Origin of the sequence: Colwellia ponticola, assembly GCF_005885605.1 — a bacterium.
Classification (GTDB): domain Bacteria; phylum Pseudomonadota; class Gammaproteobacteria; order Enterobacterales; family Alteromonadaceae; genus Colwellia; species Colwellia ponticola.
In genome coordinates, this window is the sequence record NZ_SZVP01000003.1 from 168,890 (window position 1) to 187,196 (window position 18,307).

Below are 18,307 nucleotides of genomic sequence, written 5' to 3' on the forward strand. Positions count from 1 at the left end.
GCTATATAGAGTAATGTACTAACATAGCGTTAAAGAATAAAGCCGGATTATTAGACCCGATTTTATACACCATTGCAATAGGCTTTTAGTCACTGATTTAAAATTAATTTTTGCACAAGCACTTTACCGTAATAATTGTTATAGTAAATAAATCTTAACGATGTAGGTAACTTAGCTGAACCATATGGATTTATTTCTCCTAAAAAAAATAATAACTGTTTTGATCATGCCTATCAATATAGTACTGTTATTGCTCATTTTTGCGCTTATTTTTCACCGTAAAAAACCGAAAAAAAGTCTTAAAAGTTTATCGGCTGCACTGCTTATTTTATTACTCAGTGCCTTCGCGCCATTTTCAGATACCATGATGACCGCTATTGAAAATGATTACCCTCCTTATGTTAAAGAAAATTTGGCTATCGATTATATTGTCGTGCTAGGTTGTAATCACAGTGCTAATACAAAATTACCAGTGACCAGTCAATTAGCTAATTGCTCATTACAACGTATGGTGGAAGCATTGCGTATTTACCAGTTACACCCTGAAGCAAGAATAATTACTTCAGGTTATGGTGGCAGTAACTCGGTGTCTAATGCGGAAACCGTAAAACAGTCATTGGTGCTTTTAGGCGTACCCGCACAAAAAATTATCACTGAAAATTTTCCTAAAGATACAGAAGAAGAAGCACAGCTGATTGCTCCGCGAGTACAAGGCACGCAAGTAATACTTGTCACCAATGCTGATCATATGCCTAGGTCAATGAATTATTTTCAGGCGCAGGGCATCTACCCTATTGCAGCGCCGACCGGGTATTGGGTAAAAAATCCTGATGGCATGAAGAACTGGGCATATTATATGCCCAGTAGTGAAAATTTACAGCAAAGTAGCATTGCCTGGTATGAGAGTATCGGCTTGATAGTACAATGGTTTAAGTCAATTCTTAACTAGCTACTAATGAACTAGTCGTTAATGAATTGGTGTTGAATATATATTGACTATTCAATATATATTCAACATAGATTGTAAAGCTACACAGGGTTATCAATATCGACAAAGAGTACTTCAAGACCGTGCTCTTTAGCTAAATGCTCACCTAACGCTTTGATACCATAGCGCTCTGTAGCATGGTGACCAGCGGCAAAAAAATGAATATCCATTTCATGCGCAATATGAGTCGTTTGCTCAGAGACTTCACCCGTTAAAAAGGCGTCTATGCCCTGCTCTGCGGCAAGCTCAATATAACCTTGTCCGCCACCTGAGCACCAAGCAATGGTTTTTATTGGTTTATTACTCGCTGGCGCTATGTGTAAGCATGTTCGATCAAGCGTGGTATTGATAAGCTCGGCGAATTTTTCACCTGTACAAGGTTCATGCAAGCTTCCCTGCATTGCAACGCTTAACGGGTTAGCTAGCTCCAAAGGCGCAACATCACTAATAGCAAATAGCTTGGCAAGTTGGGCATTATTACCAAGCGTAGGATGAATATCTAACGGTAAATGATAAGCAAATAAGTTAATGTCATTCACTAAAAGTGCTTTAATACGATCATGCTTCATACCGCGAATAACGTAAGATTCATTTTTCCAAAAATAACCATGGTGCACTAATATGGCATCCGCTTGTTCAGCGATCGCCCGATCAATTAATGCTTTGGAGGCAGTAACCCCAGTGACTACTTTACAAATGTGTTCACATCCTTGAATTTGTAAACCATTAGGGGTGAAATCTTTTATTTGCCCTGGCTTTAACAATTCAGTTAAATACTGTTCTAACTCGTTACTTCTCATAAGTGGGGTACTTTTTATTATCGTTGATGATGGATAGTTAAGGCTAGCTACTATTAGCTATCTTTTTGTTACTTTAGGCTGATTTTTAGGGGTGTTCATACTGGCAACCTTCACCGGTTGAAAAGCAGACTGTATCTGCCATTTAGGCTTAATTGGCGTTAAGGGTAATACTCGTTTTTTAGCAACAATGACATAAACAGAACCTAGTGAAGGAAAGTAACGTTTAGCAAAACGATGCCATTTTTGTTGTAAGCTTTCCGTCGTTAATTTACCGGTTAAGCAGCTATGCAAGCAGCGTTGATCGGCTAAAATTTCATAACCCATTAAGTGCAACCAATCTTTGACTCGCATCGGCGAGAAAAAGTGCTCATTCCAAGGCGTTTTATTACGTCGGTATGGTAATAAGCGATTTACCCCGACTAAGCTTAGCGGATTAAAGCCCGTTATAACTAAATAACCATTAGGGATCAATACTCTGTTAGCTTCGCGAACAACATGGTGCGGGTCAAGTGCAAACTCCAAAGTGTGACTTAATAGGCAAACATCAACACTATGTTTTTGTAGTGGTAAATGGTCAATATTAGCTTCTATATTCGTCAAGTCACTTTTACTACTAATATTGATTTGATGCTTAATAGTACAGTCTGGTATGTCAACTTCACTACTTAACGCGCCAAGCTTAACTAGGTGGTAACCAAAAAATTTTTGCCACCAAGGTGCAAGCTCTTGCTCTATTGCCGTTTTAATGACGTCACCGTTAGGTAATGCTTGCCATGATTTAGGATAATGTGGTTGTTGCAAGGTTAATGGTGGTTTCATAAACACTTCTTCTAGGTGTATAGTTTTGCATAAATCATTATGCCTACTGATGGCTAGTTATGTTGAGTACAATAGACAATTTATAGCAAATTATCGTTAGATAGAAAACTAGGGTTAATGTACCATAATACAACTGATTCAATATCACTAACAAAAGCAAAATATAACGAACACAAACGATAGGTAAAATATAATATGACAAAAGCACACGCTATGGTTAGCGCAATTAAAGCATTTAACGATAATTATATTTGGGCTATTGCTGACCAAGCCTCTGAAAATAAAAACAATAAGATAGCATTGGTTGACCCCGGAGATGCTTTAGTATGCATAGATTACTTACAACAGCATCACCTTGTTTTAACGGCTATATTGATTACTCATCATCACAATGATCATGTAGGTGGCGTTAGCAAACTGCTTGAATTTGCAAAAGCTCAAGCTTGGCCGGTCACGGTTTACGGCCCTGCTAACGAAAATATTGCTCAGCTTGATGTAGCACTAACAGAAAATGATACCGTTGACTTAACGTCACTTAATTGTCAGTTGAGTGTACTTGATTTACCAGGTCATACTAAAGGCCATATTGCCTATTATAATGAAGAGCTACTTTTTTGTGGTGACACTTTGTTTTCAGGTGGTTGTGGCCGACTATTTGAAGGAACGCCTGAGCAAATGCATCAATCTCTGACAAAATTAGCCAATTTAGCTACCGATACGTTGATTTACTGCGCGCATGAATATACTCAAGCAAACCTAGCCTTTGCTTTAGCCGTTGAGCCTAATAATAGCGAACTGCACCACTATATAACCCAGGTAAATAGGTTACGCGCAAATGGCCAAGCTACAATCCCAAGCAATATAGCCCGTGAGTTAACCATAAATCCGTTTCTACGCTGTCACCTACAACCAATAAAACTCGCTGCAGAGCAGCACATTAAGCAAACATTAACATCAGACAGCGATGTTTTTAGCGTTATTAGAGCATGGAAAGATAACTTTTAAGCTTGAAGCCATGTTCAGTAAATTATCGGCTCAATGATTAGAACCTCTGCTCTTAAGGGGGGAATATTGAGCCACATAAGTTAACCCTAGCTAAGACGCTAAAATGAGGTACAGACATGCCTCTGAACGTATTAATCGTATTTTTACTGCTGTTTCACCCGCATTTTAAACGCTCACTAAGTCATTAATAAAGTAGTTCACTTGCTGTAAAATATGCTAATGTGCTAATCGTTTTTTAATTTTCACCCATTTTATTGGTCACTATATCATCGGTACGTTATCGATGTATCACCGATAAAATCATTTATGAAGTGTTATTTATGAAGTATTTATTATTATCTGTTGTCATTATTTTAGCTGGCTGTCAAAGCCTTCCTCAAGGTGATGACGATAGTATTGTCGATGACAACACCGCAGACGCTACTGAAATAAATCAAGCACTGTTAGCTGATGAAAGTATTGATATTATTCACCCTGTCGCCGATGTTGACTTTGCGTTAAATAACACCTTAAAAGATAAAAAGCTACTGGAAGAAAATAATATTTGGCCAAGAATTCGCAGCCAAATGACTTTTACTATACCTGAGAAAAAACGCCTTATTTCACAGCGAAATTGGTACGTTAAGCACCCAAGTTATCTTAAGCGTGTCGCTAAACGTGCCGAACCTTTTCTTCACTATATTGTTGAAGAATTAGAGAAAAATAATATGCCTATTGAGTTAGCACTTTTACCCGTAGTAGAAAGCGCTTTCGACCCTTTTGCTTATTCGCACGGTCGTGCTTCGGGCATGTGGCAATTTGTCCCTGGCACCGGTGAACGTTTCGGTATGAAGCAAAACTGGTGGTATGACGGCAGACGTGACGTGATTGCTTCAACCGAAGGCGCGATTAGTTATTTGAAATACCTCAATAACTTCTTCGACGGGGACTGGATGTTAGCGCTAGCAGCTTACAACTCAGGTGAAGGCCGCGTAAGAAATGCAGTACGTAAAAATAAACGCCTAGGTAAACCTACCGATTTTTGGTCGCTTGACTTGCCTAAAGAAACTCGTGCTTATGTGCCAAAACTATTAGCGCTGGCCGATATTATAAAGCGACCTGAACATTTTGATTTAACACTGTACCCAATAGATAATAAAAGCGTGTTAACGCAAGTCGATATAAAGTCACAACTTGATTTAGCTAAAGCAGCCACGCTTGCTGATTTATCGTTAGCCGAATTACAACGTTTAAACCCTGGCTTTAATCGCTGGGCGACAGATCCCGATGGTCCGCATCGATTGTTACTGCCCTCACACAGTGTGGAAAAATTTGAGCTAGGTCTTAATAAACTCAGTAAAAACGACAGACTTGCCTGGCAGCGTTATAAAATTAAAGAAGGCGACAACCTAGGCCTTATTGCCAATAAATTTAATACGCGTATCGAATTGATACAAGAAGTGAATAACATTAAAGGAAATCAAATTCGTGCTGGCAAACATTTACTGATACCGGTAGCAGCAGAATCGTTAGACAGTTATGTTTTTTCAAAAGCGCAACGTATTATCAAAAAACAAAGTAAGCCACAAAAAGGTCGCAAGATTATTCATACCGTTGAAGCGGGTGATAACTTATGGGATATCGGTCGTAAATATAAAGTAGATAGCAAGAGCATTGCTCGTTGGAATGGTTTTGCGCCAAGAGACACTTTAAAACTAGGTCAAACATTGGTTATTTGGAAAAAAGAAACTAAAAAATCAAGCTACATAGCTAATAAAACAGGTAATAATGTTAACAATGCTATTATGAGAAATATCACCTATAAAGTTCGCCGTGGCGATTCTTTTGCACGTATAGCCGATAAATTTAACGTGCAAATTAGTGATATTGAGCGTTGGAATGATCTTGATAGTAATAAATACTTACAACCAGGCCAGCGATTAAAACTGGCTGTGGATGTAACTAATAGCATATAAAAGCAAAGCGATCGCACTATTCTCTTTACCTTGATAAAACAATAACTTAGAGCCGTGCTTTATCGCCTTGCTATAAACGTTGACTGGTAAAGTCGACAAAAAAGGTTTGGCTTTGCTCGGCTATATCGAGCGTTATCCATAAACGCCAAACCATAAACTCTTCACTACAACTTGCTAACAGGCTTTGTGCTGAATAAGTATTGCTTTTGTCAGTTTGCTCAAAAAACACCGGTACCTTACCCATAAACATATCTTTACCTTCAAGATAAGCCGACACATTACTTATGTTTACTTGACTGCTTTGAGTGTTAGCTTTTGGCTCAGTCGTAGCTTCCTCAGTAACCCCTTCGAGTACATTAGATGCGTTCAGCTCAGATAAGGTAATGAAAAAAGGTAGCTCGGTAATAAGCGTATCCGCTAATTGCTGTTGAGAAAATTTAACGGTAAAAGACCCTAATTCAGTAGTAAATTCACACTGACTCTGACTACGAATACATTGAGGGACTAAGGTACTAACATGAGTGGCTGTGCTTTTTTTAGCTACAGGATTACAAGCACTAACGAGTAAGACAAACCCGATAATAGCGAATTTTTTTAACACGATTTTTAACATAGCATAACCTTTTATGAAGAACTAAGGGCTTACGTTTTATTTAACGTGGATATTATCTACTAATGCTAATGAACTTGCTACTACCATAATCTACCGCAATAAACCAAACATGTTAACCGATAAAAAACTCTTCAATTCTATTATGACTTAAAGAGTACTGTTCATTAACTTGATTAATTTATTGACTTTTTTCTTTGTTTTTTAAATGGCACTCAAAAAAAACTAAATAGTTATAACGAATCTAGGCGTAAATCTCTTTTGTTGATCCACATCAAATATAAACACGCATAAGTGTTGATTTATAACCTCTCCAAAGGTTAAAATTGTGCGGATTTTGACACATTCACTTACATGAATGCGTTTATAAGTCACAATTCAAAAAATAAAATACATAGAATTGGTATCTTGTGCGCTATATCTAAAGCTTGTTCAGATTTAGATAGTACAGCAAAAATACTTTCTGATTAATAATAACACTGCGGAATCCTTAACATGACCACAAGTAATACGTCAGCGGTAGACTACAACTTCGATGTTGTACGTCAATTTACTGTAATGACTGTAATCTGGGGAGTCGTTGGTACACTCGTAGGTGTACTTATCGCGGCACAATTAATTTGGCCTGCGTTAAACTTCGATACACCTTGGTTAACCTACTCCCGTCTTCGTCCACTTCATACTAATGCTGTAATTTTTGCTTTTGGTGCAAGTGCTTTATTTGCTACCTCTTATTATGTGGTGCAACGTACCTGTCAAACGCGACTATTTGGCGGAAAACTAGCTGCCTTTACCTTTTGGGGATGGCAAGCAGTTATTGTTTCAGCCGTTGTTTCTTTACCTTTAGGTTATACCTCTTCGAAGGAATACGCTGAGCTAGAATGGCCTATCGATATTCTGATTGCTGTGGTTTGGGTTTCATATGCTATTGTGTTTTTTGGTACGTTAATTAAGCGTAAAACGTCTCATATCTATGTAGCCAACTGGTTCTTTGGTGGTTTTATCATCACAGTAGCTATGTTACACATTGTTAACTCAATGGTTATTCCAATTTCTGCCATGAAATCTTACTCAATATACCCTGGTGCTATCGATGCCATGGTTCAATGGTGGTACGGACATAATGCCGTTGGTTTCTTATTAACCGCTGGTTTCCTAGGTATGATGTATTATTTTGTACCTAAACAAGCTGAACGTCCTGTTTACTCTTATCGTTTATCAATTGTTCATTTCTGGGCATTGATTTCTTTATACATTTGGGCTGGTCCGCATCATTTACATTACACTGCACTTCCTGATTGGGCTCAGTCAGTAGGTATGGTTATGTCTATCGTTTTATTCCTTCCTTCTTGGGGTGGTATGATTAACGGTATTATGACACTGTCAGGTGCATGGCATAAACTTCGCCATGATCCAATTTTACGTTTCCTTATTGTTTCTTTATCTTTCTACGGTATGTCTACCTTTGAAGGTCCGATGATGGCGATTAAGTCTGTTAATGCCTTATCTCATTATACTGATTGGACGGTTGGTCATGTACACTCTGGTGCACTAGGTTGGGTTGCCATGGTTTCAATTGGTGCTGTTTACCACTTGATCCCTGTTTTATTCAATCAAGGTCGCATGTTTAGCGTTCGTCTTATCAACGTTCACTTCTGGTTACACACCACAGGTGTAGTACTTTACATTGTAGCGATGTGGATTTCTGGTGTTATGCAGGGATTAATGTGGAGAGCGGTAAACAGCGATGGTACATTAACTTATAGCTTTGTTGAGAGTTTAACGGCTTCTTACCCATTCTATTTCATCCGCTTCGTAGGTGGTGTGTTTGTTGTCGCTGGTTTTGTATTAATGGCATACAACATGTTTAAAACTATAGGTGCAAAAGACGGAAGTCTTAAGCCTATAGAAACAGCAGCTTAAGGAGAGCCATATGAAAAATTCACATGAAAAAATTGAAAAAAATGTTGGCTTGTTTTTCCTTTTCACTATCTTTGCTGTTAGCATCGGTGGTTTAGTTGAAATTACGCCTTTGTTGTTTCAAAAAGAATTAGCAACACCTGTTGATAACTTAAAACCTTATACTGCACTACAAATGGAAGGTCGTGACATTTATATTCGTGAAGGTTGTAGTAACTGTCACAGTCAAATGATCCGTCCATTTCGCGCAGAAACTGAGCGTTACGGTCATTACAGCGTTGCCGGTGAAAGTGTTTGGGAACATCCATTTTTATGGGGCTCAAAACGAACTGGTCCTGACTTAGCTCGTGTTGGTGGTCGTTATAGTGATGATTGGCATATTGCCCATTTAACCGATCCTCGTTCAGTGGTACCTGAGTCAAACATGCCTGCTTATAACTGGTTAAATACCAACACGCTTGACGGTGAATTAACAGGCAGCAAGCTAGAAACGTTTAACTTCTTAACGCGCAACCGTAGTCATAAAGATGAAAATGGCAACGCCATTCCACTTTATACACAAGCGGAGATTGATGGCGCTCAAGAGGCTGTGAAAGGTAAAACTGAAATGACTGCCTTGATTGCTTACTTGCAATCACTTGGCAACGCATTAAAGTAAGTTGAACTTTATGGATTACGGTACACTTAGAGGGCTTTTCGCCCTTCTTATATTGGCGTTATTTATTATTATTGTTGTGTGGTCTTATTCAAAAAAACGTAAATCTTCATTTGATAAAATAGCTAATTCTATTTTTGAAGAAAAAGATGTTAAAAAAGACAATCAACAAAATAAAGATAGCGATCTTAAAACAGATAGCAAACAGGAGACGAAATAATAATGTCTAGCTTCTGGAATATATGGGTTTGGGTTCTTTCCCTCGGCACAATTGTAGGGTGTTTTTTACTACTACGTATGTGTTTAAAGAACTTTGCAGATGTTGCTGAAGGCGAGCCTACTGGCCATGTTTATGACGGTATTGAAGAGTTAAACAACCCTTTACCTAAATGGTGGAGTACGTTTTTCTTACTAACCATCATTTGGGCATTTGGTTATATGGCGCTTTATGGTTTAGGTAACTGGACTGGTCTTTTAGGCTGGAAAAGCTCTAACCAAGGCATTTTAAGTCTTGCTGAATCAAAAGCTAAAACGTTAGAGTATTTAGAGAAAGACTCTGGTGTATTAGTACAATATGACCGTGAAGTTGCTGCAGCTGATGCTAAATTTGGTCCAATTTTTGAAGCTTACGCGGCGCGTAGTATTGAAGATTTAGCCACAGATAGTGAAGCATTGAAAGTAGGTCAACGTTTGTTCCTACAAAACTGTGCACAATGTCATGGTTCTGATGCGCATGGTACAACAGGCTTCCCTAACCTAGCTGATAAAGACTGGTTATATGGTGGCAGCCCTGAAGCTATTAAAGAAACATTGCTTTATGGTCGTAAGGCAGCTGGCATGATGGCTTGGAGTGGCGCTTTAGGCGGCGAACAAGGCGTTAAAGAAGTAGCCGCTTATGTTATTAGCTTAAGTGGTCGCTCAGTTGACCCTGAGTTAGCAAAAGCAGGTAAAGCTAAGTTTGCACTTTGTGCTGGTTGTCATGGCCCTGAAGGTCAAGGTAGTCTAGCCATGGGAATGCCTATGGGTGCGCCTAACTTAACCGATAATATCTGGTTATACGGTGGCTCTCAACGTGTTATTGAAGAGACTATCCGTAATGGTCGTGCGGGTGTAATGCCAGCATGGAAAGATATTCTTGGTGAAGAAAAAGTTCACTTAGTGACTGCCTATGTTTATAGCCTTTCACAAGATTAATAAGTAGTCATCGTGATTTAAGTACATAACTCGAAGATCACATGTTAACTACACATAAAAAACCCTTGTTACACTTTGTAACCAAGGGTTTTTTTATGCCTTTTACTGAGTACAAAACTAGCTGATGGTTAATAATCAAGGTATAATCTGGGGTTATATTCTACTGTTTATGAAGTAATGTTATGAAATCCTCATGGTATCGCGAGCCTTGGGCTTGGTTAGTTTTTATTCTACCTTTTACCGCTGTGGTAGCAGGTATTACTACTTATATCATTGCCAATACTAACCCTGACTCGTTAGTATTAGGTGATTATTATAAAAAAGGTAAATCAATCAATTTAGAAGTAAGTAAAGTAAAAACTGCACAAAAGCTAGGTATGCGCTTTGCTCTACAATTAAAAGATAATCAACTGGTGATAAAACCAACGGGTATTGAAAAGGTTTTCCCTTTACTTAATGTGACTTTTTTCCATCCAACGCTTGAAGAAAAAGATTTTTATTTAGCATTAACCCCAGATGGTAATGGTTACTTTAGACATCACTTCGATGAAGAAGTGGTTGGTAAATGGAAACTGACCTTAACGTCTTTTGAAGGCGACTGGAAAATACAAGATACTATTACCCTGCCGCAAGACAATTTTATCGACTTAATACCTGATCCGACAAAAGCTCAATAGCTTGAGTTGATAGTCGACAATCAATAACCTAATTACTGCGGTTTATATTATAGCCCTTTCACTCATACCTTTTTAGTCACTAATATGGCCGTTAACCGCCATATTAGTGACTCTACTGCTAAGAAAGTAACCATGACCAGCAAATGTTTTCACTGTTATGAAGCCGTTCCTACTGGAGTTAACCTTTCGGTTGAAATTAACCATGTAACGCAACCTATGTGTTGTATTGGCTGCCAAGCGGTAGCGCAAACTATTATTGATAACGGTCTTACTCAATATTACACCGTAAGAACTGAGCCAGCTCAAAAAGGTCAACCGCTGGTACCTGAGCAATTACAAAAAAATAAATTACTTGATGAAGCCGTTTTACAAAGTGAATTTATTTATCAAGATAAAGACTGCAAAGAAGCAATATTAACCATTGATGGTATAAGCTGCGCCGCTTGTGCTTGGTTAATAGAGATGCAATTAAAAAAACTTAACGGTTTAGTCAATATTAGTGTTAATGCAACCAGCCAAAGAGCAACGGTTAGGTGGCAAGATGACAAAGTTAAGTTAAGTGAAATTTTATTAGCTATTGAACATATTGGCTATCAAGCACTTCCTTTTAAAGCCAATGATGCAGAAATAAGAAATAAAAAACAAAGTAAAGAATTTATTAAGCGCTTGGGCATTAGTGGTATTTTAATGATGCAAGTGATGATGATTGCATTTGGTCTATACTTTGGTGCCTTTAGTGGTATGGCTGAGCATAATAAAGTATACCTGCGCTGGGTTAGCTTTATTTTAACTATTCCTATTATCTTTTATGGTGCCTTCCCTTTTTATACCGGTGCGATAAAAGCGATAAAAGCAAAACGCTTATCAATGGATGTGCCTGTCTCTATTGCCATTATTTTAGCCTTTAGTGCCAGTGCTTGGGGAACCATTAGCGAGCAAGGCGAAGTCTACTTTGAATCTGTCTCAATGTTTACCTTCTTACTACTTATTGGTAAATTCCTTGAATTTAGAGCGCGCTCACATGCGGCGCAAGTGTCAGCTAATTTATTAAAATTGATGCCGATGACCGCAACTAAGATTGTTTTTTCTAACGACAGTAGTACTGTCAATACTGACAGCAGCAACAATGGGGCAACTAACACGCCTACTCAACAGAATGAAAAATCGCTACAACGCGAAGTAATGGTTGCGGCTAAACAACTTATCAGAGGCGATACCGTGATGGTAAAACCTGGCGAAGTTGTCCCCGCTGATGGCGTTATCACCGCAGGCTCAAGTCAATTAAATGAAGCGATGTTATCAGGTGAACAATTGCCCATTAGTAAAACAATCAATGACAGTGTCTTTGCTGGTACCATTAATGGTGATGGTAATATTATGGTGCAGGTCAAGCAAGCTTCAAGTCAATCATTTCTAAGCCAACTTATTCGTTTAAGCGAACAATCTCAAGCACATAAACCTAAGATAGCGCAGTTATCAGATAAAATAGCGCAATATTTTGTTGCATTGATTTTATTAACCTCTATTGCAACGGCTATTTATTGGCAACAGCATATGCCTGAAGAAGCCTTTTGGATCACCCTGTCTGTTTTAGTCGCCACCTGCCCTTGTGCGTTATCGTTAGCGACCCCCACCGGATTAACTTGTGCAACCACACGATTAAACCGTGCCGGCATTATGATTAAAGGCGGTCATGTCATGGAAACCATGCCAGAGATAAATTGCTTTGCTTTTGACAAAACAGGTACATTAACAACTGGCGAGTTTACCATTGGCGATATTGAATTACTTGAAACAGCTACAAAGCACAGTCGCGAACAAGTACTCGCGATTGCCGCAGCGTTAGAAGCGCACTCTGAGCACCCTATTGCCAAGCCTTTTGCTGAGTATAGGGATTATCACGTCACGGCTGAACAGGTTAAAGTACATTCAGGAAAAGGTGTTAGTGGTACTATCAATGCTATTGATTACGCTATTGGTAAATATAGCTGGTTGGAAAAAAGCACTGAGAATAAAGATAACGATCAGGCTATTAACAGTAGTGAGTCGATAAGTACTAATGAAAAAGCCAACTTAAAAGGTGCCAGCTGTGTGTTAATGGCTAATAACAATGTTGTTGCTGTTTTTCACCTTGTTGATAAAGTTCGTGAAGATGCCTTTGAAACCTTATCAATCCTTAACGAAGATAACAAAACCTTATTATTATCAGGTGATAGTCAACTCGCCTGTGACACGCTAACTAAAACATTACCAATACATAACGCTTTAGGCGGCCTTAGTGCTCAAGATAAAATGTTGCAAATTCAACATGCACAAGCACAAGGTTATAAAGTCGCGATGACAGGTGACGGCGTCAACGACTCGCCCGTATTTGGTGCTGCCCATGTCTCAATTGCCATGGGCTGTGGCGCAGATATTACCAAAAGTGGCGCCGATGTTATTTTACTTAACAACAAAATGAGTAGTATTAATACGTTAGTCAAGGTCTCACATAGAACGCGCCGGATAATAATACAAAACTATTTATGGGCTTTTGGTTACAATGCTATTGTATTACCCTTAGCAGTAACTGGCTATATAACGCCTTACATGGCTGTTATTGGTATGTCTACCAGCTCCATTTTAGTGATTAGCAACTCTTTACGCTTACTTAAAGACTAAGGCAAGCCTCAACGTAAAATAATCGTGTCTAATCAACATATAACCCGAGCAAGCAGATAAAGCGACTAGCTTATTTTGCTTACTTAACTTAGTAATGGCCAGCATGAGAATCCTATGAGTATTATTTATATATTAATCCCTCTCGCGGTTTTATTAACCGCTTTAGGTATTTATCTGTTTTTTTGGGCTGTTAAAACTGAGCAGTTTGACGACTTAGAAAAACAAGGTATGAGCATACTGTTTGATGATGAAAAAGAGCATAATACGACTAAAGATAACAAAGATGCACCGCATCATGCTGTTGAAAACGAATTAGTGACAGAGCCAGAGCCAGAAAAAATTATCAATACGCCAGAGCAAGATACTGAGCAAAGCACTATCAAAAAATGACTCTAGATCTTTTCTCTGCTTTTCTTATTGGTTTATTAGGCTCAGGTCATTGTCTAGCCATGTGTGGTGGTATTACCACCATGCTTACTTCTGCCGTTGATAATCAGCCTCTCTCAACAAACACCTACCGAAAAGCCAATACTAAGGGCAGTATACCAATTACAGTATTGCCTACAAGTGTTGGTTGTTCGCCGCAAACCTTCCGTTTAAATCTTATTTTTTTCTATCATGTTGGTCGTATTGCTAGCTATTGCCTTATTGGTGCCATTGTTGGTTTTACTAGCTCTATTGCCGCTAAAAACATTGGTTTACCGCTTATTGGGCTACGTTTAGTCGCCGCCGTATTTCTTATTCTATTGGGTCTATATATTGGTCAATGGCTATTATGGTTAAATAGGGTGGAGTCGCTTGGTAAAGGTTTATGGCATTACTTATCACCTATGGCTAAATACGTCATCCCCGTTAATAACCGTAAAAAAGCGCTGGCTTTAGGTGCTTTGTGGGGCTGGTTACCCTGCGGCTTAGTGTATTCAACACTGACTTGGGCGCTCGCAAGTGGCAATATCATCACAGGTGCAGCGATTATGCTATTTTTTGGTTTAGGTACTTTACCTGCTTTAGTGGGTTTGTCATTAGGTATTAATAGCATAAAAAAAATACTGACCAACCGCTATTTTCGAAAAGTGATGGCTATTTCGTTGATCGTTTATGGTATATATAGTTTTATAGTTGCATATCAACAACTGTTCTAATAACATGCACAAGTATTAAGGTTATCTTATGGTTGTCCTAAATTTAGAGTAAGTACTTATTATGCAAAATAAAAGTTGCCCTTCAACACAACATATTAGTTGTCAAAACTGCAGCATCAGTGAACTGTGTTTACCCTTCACTTTAAATGACAAAGAACTCGATTCTCTCGATGATATTATTGATAGAAAACGCCCTATTCACAAAGGGGATAAATTATTTCATGACGGTCAAGAGTTACATGCACTTTATGCTATTCGTTCAGGTACCTTTAAAAGTTTTACCGTCAATGAGCAAGGCGAAGAACAAATTACTGGTTTTCACTTAGCAGGTGATTTACTCGGTTTTGATGCCATTGCAGATAACCAACATCCCAGCTTTGCCCAAGCACTTGAAACCTCTATGGTTTGTGAAATACCTTATACTAATTTAGATGAATTATCTAACACCATGCCTAAGCTGAAAAAACAGGTACTGCGTTTGATGAGTCACGAAATTAAAACTGATCAAGAAATGCTTACTCTTCTCAATAGAAAAAATGCCGAGCAACGCGTAGCGACTTTTTTAGTCAGTTTAAGTGAGCGTTATCATGCCCGTGGTTTATCTGCGACCGAATTTCGTTTAACGATGACCCGTAGTGATATTGGCAATTATATTGGTTTAACGGTTGAAACCATTAGCCGCTTGTTAAATCGCTTTCATAAAAGTGGTTTGATTAAAGTAGATGGTAAATTGATTTCAATTATTGAGATGAAAAGCCTTATCGAGACCGCTGCTTTATAACGACTACATAACGACTTGTAATTACCTAGTCGCCATTCACTATCGAGGGTTCATGCGATTAAAAGCAATGAGCCATCAGCACATTAATCGTTTTAGTTAAAGACAAGCTTAACTAAACTTGATTTAAAACAAGCATTAATTTTTCAACTTTGCTATAAGTAAGGTAACGTTATTACTTTAGTTTGGAAACAGTTGCTATGGACATGTATCAAAATATTCTCGTTGTTATTGACCCAACAACCAATGAACAAAAAGCCTTTAAACGTGCAATAGATCTCGCATCAAGAATTCAAACCGCAGTACCTGATATGAGCGTTAATATCACTGCTTTTTTTAGTATTTTTGACTTTTCTTATGAGATGACCACTATTTTATCTAGTGGTGAGCGCGACAATATGCGCCAAATGGTGATTGATGAAAAACAACAATGGCTAGATGATGTTATCTCGGTTAATAGCCTGCAAGTGAACAATACCTCAGCAAATATGTCTCAAATAAGTATTACTAGCGAAGTGGTATGGCACAACCGCCCTTATGAAGCGATTATAAACAAGATTATTAACGATAAGTATGGCTTAGTCATCAAAGGTACCCACCAACATGATAAGTTTAAATCGGTAGTATTTACCCCAACCGACTGGCACCTTTTAAGAAAATGTCCTTGTCCGGTTTTACTGGTTAAAGAGCATGATTGGCCTGAACAAGGTAATATATTAGCTGCTCTGAATGTCGGTAGCGATGAAGCTGAGCACTTATCTTTAAATGATAAAATTACTAAACAAGCTAAAAATATTGCCTGGTTAACCAACGCCAATGTCCATCTTGTTAACTCTTATCCTGGTACCCCGGTAAATATTGCCATTGAAATACCTGAGTTTGACGCTAGTGAATACAATAGTGCTATGCAAGCACACCATAAAGAAGCAATGAACAAACACGCTGAAAACTTTGATATTGCCTTAAGTAATACTCATGTTGAGGAAGGCTTACCCGAAGCGGTCATTGAAGCGGTCGCGTCAAAAATTGATGCTGAGTTAGTTATTTTAGGCACCATAGGTCGTACGGGTATTTCTGCTGCGCTTATTGGTAATACTGCGGAGCATGTTATTGACCAATTAAATTGTGATGTCTTAGCGTTAAAACCTGAAGGTTATATATCACCTATGGCTGCTACCTAGTCGCTGATTAAAAACGTCATACAAGCGAAAATAAATAAGGCAACCTAACTCAGGTTGCCTTATTTATTTTCGCTTGCCTTTAAACTGTTTAAGTTAAGATTAACTACAAACTATCAGCTTAGTTTGTTGCAAACGACTTAGCTGCAGGTGAAAAAGATTATCCGCTTGTGACATGCTAATAGCCTCAAAGCGGACAGTGTCACCTTGGCGACATTGTGATAATTTAGCGCAATCTTGAGAAATAACAGCACCAATTTTAGGGTAGCCACCAATGGTTTGCCTATCATTGAGTAAAACTATCGGTTGACCATCGGCAGGGACTTGTACTGCACCATAACAAATACCTTCAGAAAGTATTCCTGCAATATCGGCTTTTATCGCTCTACCTTGCAAACGATAACCCATACGATCCCAATGTTTACTGACTTGATAGTCACTCGAAAAAAACAACCTTTTTTCTATCATTGAAAAGTGTTGTTGTTGATAACTTAACACCGTACTTAATACCAGTTCATTGCTGTATTGTGGTTGTTGATACTCAGCTAACATAAGCAGTTTTAGTTTCTCAGCACTGTTAATAACGCCTTGGCAAGGTAATACATCGTTCACCATGAGTTTACTGCCATTAATACCACCAACAGATTCTCGACATACTGTTGCTGTGCTGCCAAAGCTTGGTTTTATAGTAAAGCCGCCGGCAACCGCTAAATAACAACGCACACCTACTTGGCTAAAGCCTAAACGAATAGTATCGCCCGCTTTAACTAGAAAACTTTGCCACAAGGATTGTCCTTTACCGTTAATGGTTAGTGGCATAGGCGCGCCTGTAACCGCAATGACGCAATCACGTTGTGCGGTTAATGCTAGGCCGCCTAAACTAATTTCTATGGTGCTGGTGTTAAGTGTATTACCACAGAGTTTATTAGCCCAATAAAAAGCCAGCGCATCTGCTGGTCCGCCATTGGTAAGACCTAAGTTAAAGCTACCATAACGTCCTGCATCTTGAATTAAACTTAAAATGCCGGCATTAGTTACAACAAAACCTAACTCGTCACTGCTGGTTAATGTTTTCATTTAGTACTGACTTGTGCATTTATAATCACAGACATCTACTCTTTACTGTTTGTTTCGCCGCTAGCGGTAGTGGCATAGTTAAGTTGCCCCCCTAGCTCAAGATATTGTTGTTTATCAATAGCAACAAATTTAACGCTGTCGCCTACTTCAACAAGCATGGGAGACTGTGCTTGTGCAGTAAACATATCAACAGGAGATAAGCCAATAATATTCCACCCTCCAGGAGATTGAGCTGGATAAACCGCCGTTTGTCTATCAGCGATAGCTACAGCGCCTTTAGGCACTTTTAAGCGTGGTGTTGTTAACCTAGGGGTAGCAATACGTTGATCAACTTCGCCTAAATAGGCAAACCCTGGTGCAAAACCAACCGCATAAACACGGTACTCTTGTGCTTGGTGTAAACTAATGACTTGCTCAATACTCAGCCTTGCTTGCTTAGCTATACGCGCTAAATCAATACCTGATTCAGGTGAGTAATAAACAGGTATCTCAACTACACGACCTTTTTTGTGGCTATCACTACCGCATTGCGTTAATAACGTTGTAAGCTTATTACGTAGTTGATGGTGATCTATTTCAAGGAGGTTAAACATCACTAAAAGTGAAGCGTAGGAAGGAATAACATCAATGACTTCAGTCGCTAAGTGTTGTCTAATAAGCTGGACTGCATGATGCACTTTATTACTTATTGCTGGGCTGATCACAGCCACTTGCTTAGCTGTTGTGGACTCATTCGTACCAAAGTACAACATCAAGGTATTTTGCCCAGCAAGCTCAATACGGATATCATCGGTTATGAATGTTGATTCTAGCGAGTCAAACACGGTTGTAGCTACCTGTGAGCATTG

At 38.7% G+C, this 18,307-nt stretch carries 18 protein-coding genes; 13 read left to right on the plus strand and 5 right to left on the minus strand.

What is annotated here, in order from left to right:
- Positions 1-226 precede the first annotated feature (226 nt).
- On the plus strand, positions 227-949 hold the full coding sequence (locus FCS21_RS05460; protein ID WP_246047036.1) for an ElyC/SanA/YdcF family protein: 723 nt from the start codon (positions 227-229) through the stop codon (positions 947-949).
- 80 nt (positions 950-1,029) lie between these two features.
- On the opposite strand, the gene FCS21_RS05465 is transcribed toward FCS21_RS05460, so the two are convergent.
- Positions 1,030-1,788, minus strand: coding sequence for a Nif3-like dinuclear metal center hexameric protein (locus tag FCS21_RS05465; protein WP_138621224.1), 759 nt, complete (start codon positions 1,786-1,788; stop codon positions 1,030-1,032).
- A 57-nt stretch (positions 1,789-1,845) separates the two neighbouring features.
- Positions 1,846-2,607 (minus strand): class I SAM-dependent methyltransferase, encoded by a 762-nt coding sequence (locus tag FCS21_RS05470; RefSeq protein WP_138621226.1) that lies wholly within the window; start codon positions 2,605-2,607, stop codon positions 1,846-1,848.
- A gap of 195 nt (positions 2,608-2,802) precedes the next feature.
- Between FCS21_RS05470 and gloB the strand changes: the two genes are divergently transcribed.
- The gene (gene gloB, locus FCS21_RS05475) at positions 2,803-3,612 is read left to right on the plus strand and encodes a hydroxyacylglutathione hydrolase (protein WP_138621228.1); all 810 of its coding nucleotides are present in this window, start codon (positions 2,803-2,805) and stop codon (positions 3,610-3,612) included.
- Between the two features lie 320 nt (positions 3,613-3,932).
- Positions 3,933-5,567 (plus strand): lytic transglycosylase, encoded by a 1,635-nt coding sequence (locus tag FCS21_RS05480; protein ID WP_138621230.1) that lies wholly within the window; start codon positions 3,933-3,935, stop codon positions 5,565-5,567.
- Between the two features lie 70 nt (positions 5,568-5,637).
- On the opposite strand, the gene FCS21_RS05485 is transcribed toward FCS21_RS05480, so the two are convergent.
- Entirely contained in the window at positions 5,638-6,180 is a 543-nt protein-coding gene (locus FCS21_RS05485) for a hypothetical protein (protein WP_138621232.1), read from the minus strand.
- A gap of 492 nt (positions 6,181-6,672) precedes the next feature.
- Here FCS21_RS05485 and ccoN point away from each other — a divergent pair, with 492 nt between their 5' ends.
- The 10 genes from ccoN (at position 6,673) to uspE (ending at position 16,385) form a co-directional block, all read left to right on the plus strand.
- Positions 6,673-8,100, plus strand: coding sequence for a cytochrome-c oxidase, cbb3-type subunit I (ccoN, locus tag FCS21_RS05490; RefSeq protein ID WP_138621234.1), 1,428 nt, complete (start codon positions 6,673-6,675; stop codon positions 8,098-8,100).
- A gap of 10 nt (positions 8,101-8,110) precedes the next feature.
- Entirely contained in the window at positions 8,111-8,755 is a 645-nt protein-coding gene (gene ccoO / locus FCS21_RS05495; protein ID WP_138621236.1) for a cytochrome-c oxidase, cbb3-type subunit II, read from the plus strand.
- 10 nt (positions 8,756-8,765) lie between these two features.
- Positions 8,766-8,972, plus strand: a complete 207-nt coding sequence (locus tag FCS21_RS05500; protein WP_138621238.1) for a cbb3-type cytochrome oxidase subunit 3 — start codon at positions 8,766-8,768, stop codon at positions 8,970-8,972.
- 2 nt (positions 8,973-8,974) lie between these two features.
- Positions 8,975-9,946 carry a cytochrome-c oxidase, cbb3-type subunit III gene (gene ccoP, locus FCS21_RS05505; RefSeq protein WP_138621240.1) on the plus strand — a complete coding sequence of 324 codons (972 nt, stop codon included), beginning with the start codon at positions 8,975-8,977 and terminating at the stop codon, positions 9,944-9,946.
- A 182-nt stretch (positions 9,947-10,128) separates the two neighbouring features.
- On the plus strand, positions 10,129-10,623 hold the full coding sequence (locus tag FCS21_RS05510) for a FixH family protein (protein WP_138621242.1): 495 nt from the start codon (positions 10,129-10,131) through the stop codon (positions 10,621-10,623).
- 84 nt (positions 10,624-10,707) lie between these two features.
- Positions 10,708-13,284: a heavy metal translocating P-type ATPase gene (locus FCS21_RS05515; protein ID WP_246047039.1), complete on the plus strand. Its 2,577-nt coding sequence runs from the start codon at positions 10,708-10,710 to the stop codon at positions 13,282-13,284.
- Between the two features lie 114 nt (positions 13,285-13,398).
- On the plus strand, positions 13,399-13,674 hold the full coding sequence (ccoS, locus tag FCS21_RS05520) for a cbb3-type cytochrome oxidase assembly protein CcoS (RefSeq protein ID WP_138621244.1): 276 nt from the start codon (positions 13,399-13,401) through the stop codon (positions 13,672-13,674).
- The gene (locus FCS21_RS05525) at positions 13,671-14,426 is read left to right on the plus strand and encodes a sulfite exporter TauE/SafE family protein (protein ID WP_138621246.1); all 756 of its coding nucleotides are present in this window, start codon (positions 13,671-13,673) and stop codon (positions 14,424-14,426) included. Before ccoS ends, FCS21_RS05525 begins: the two co-directional genes overlap by 4 nt.
- 61 nt (positions 14,427-14,487) lie before the next feature.
- A complete protein-coding gene (gene fnr, locus FCS21_RS05530) occupies positions 14,488-15,207 on the plus strand; it encodes a fumarate/nitrate reduction transcriptional regulator Fnr (RefSeq protein ID WP_138621248.1) in 720 nt (239 codons plus the stop codon).
- A 197-nt stretch (positions 15,208-15,404) separates the two neighbouring features.
- Positions 15,405-16,385 (plus strand): universal stress protein UspE, encoded by a 981-nt coding sequence (gene uspE, locus FCS21_RS05535; RefSeq protein ID WP_138621250.1) that lies wholly within the window; start codon positions 15,405-15,407, stop codon positions 16,383-16,385.
- A 99-nt stretch (positions 16,386-16,484) separates the two neighbouring features.
- Here the strand turns inward: uspE and FCS21_RS05540 are convergent, their stop codons facing one another.
- Positions 16,485-17,459 carry a 5-oxoprolinase subunit C family protein gene (locus tag FCS21_RS05540; RefSeq protein ID WP_138621252.1) on the minus strand — a complete coding sequence of 325 codons (975 nt, stop codon included), beginning with the start codon at positions 17,457-17,459 and terminating at the stop codon, positions 16,485-16,487.
- Between the two features lie 35 nt (positions 17,460-17,494).
- Positions 17,495-18,283, minus strand: a complete 789-nt coding sequence (pxpB, locus tag FCS21_RS05545; protein ID WP_246047040.1) for a 5-oxoprolinase subunit PxpB — start codon at positions 18,281-18,283, stop codon at positions 17,495-17,497.
- Between the last annotated feature and the right edge of the window lie 24 nt (positions 18,284-18,307).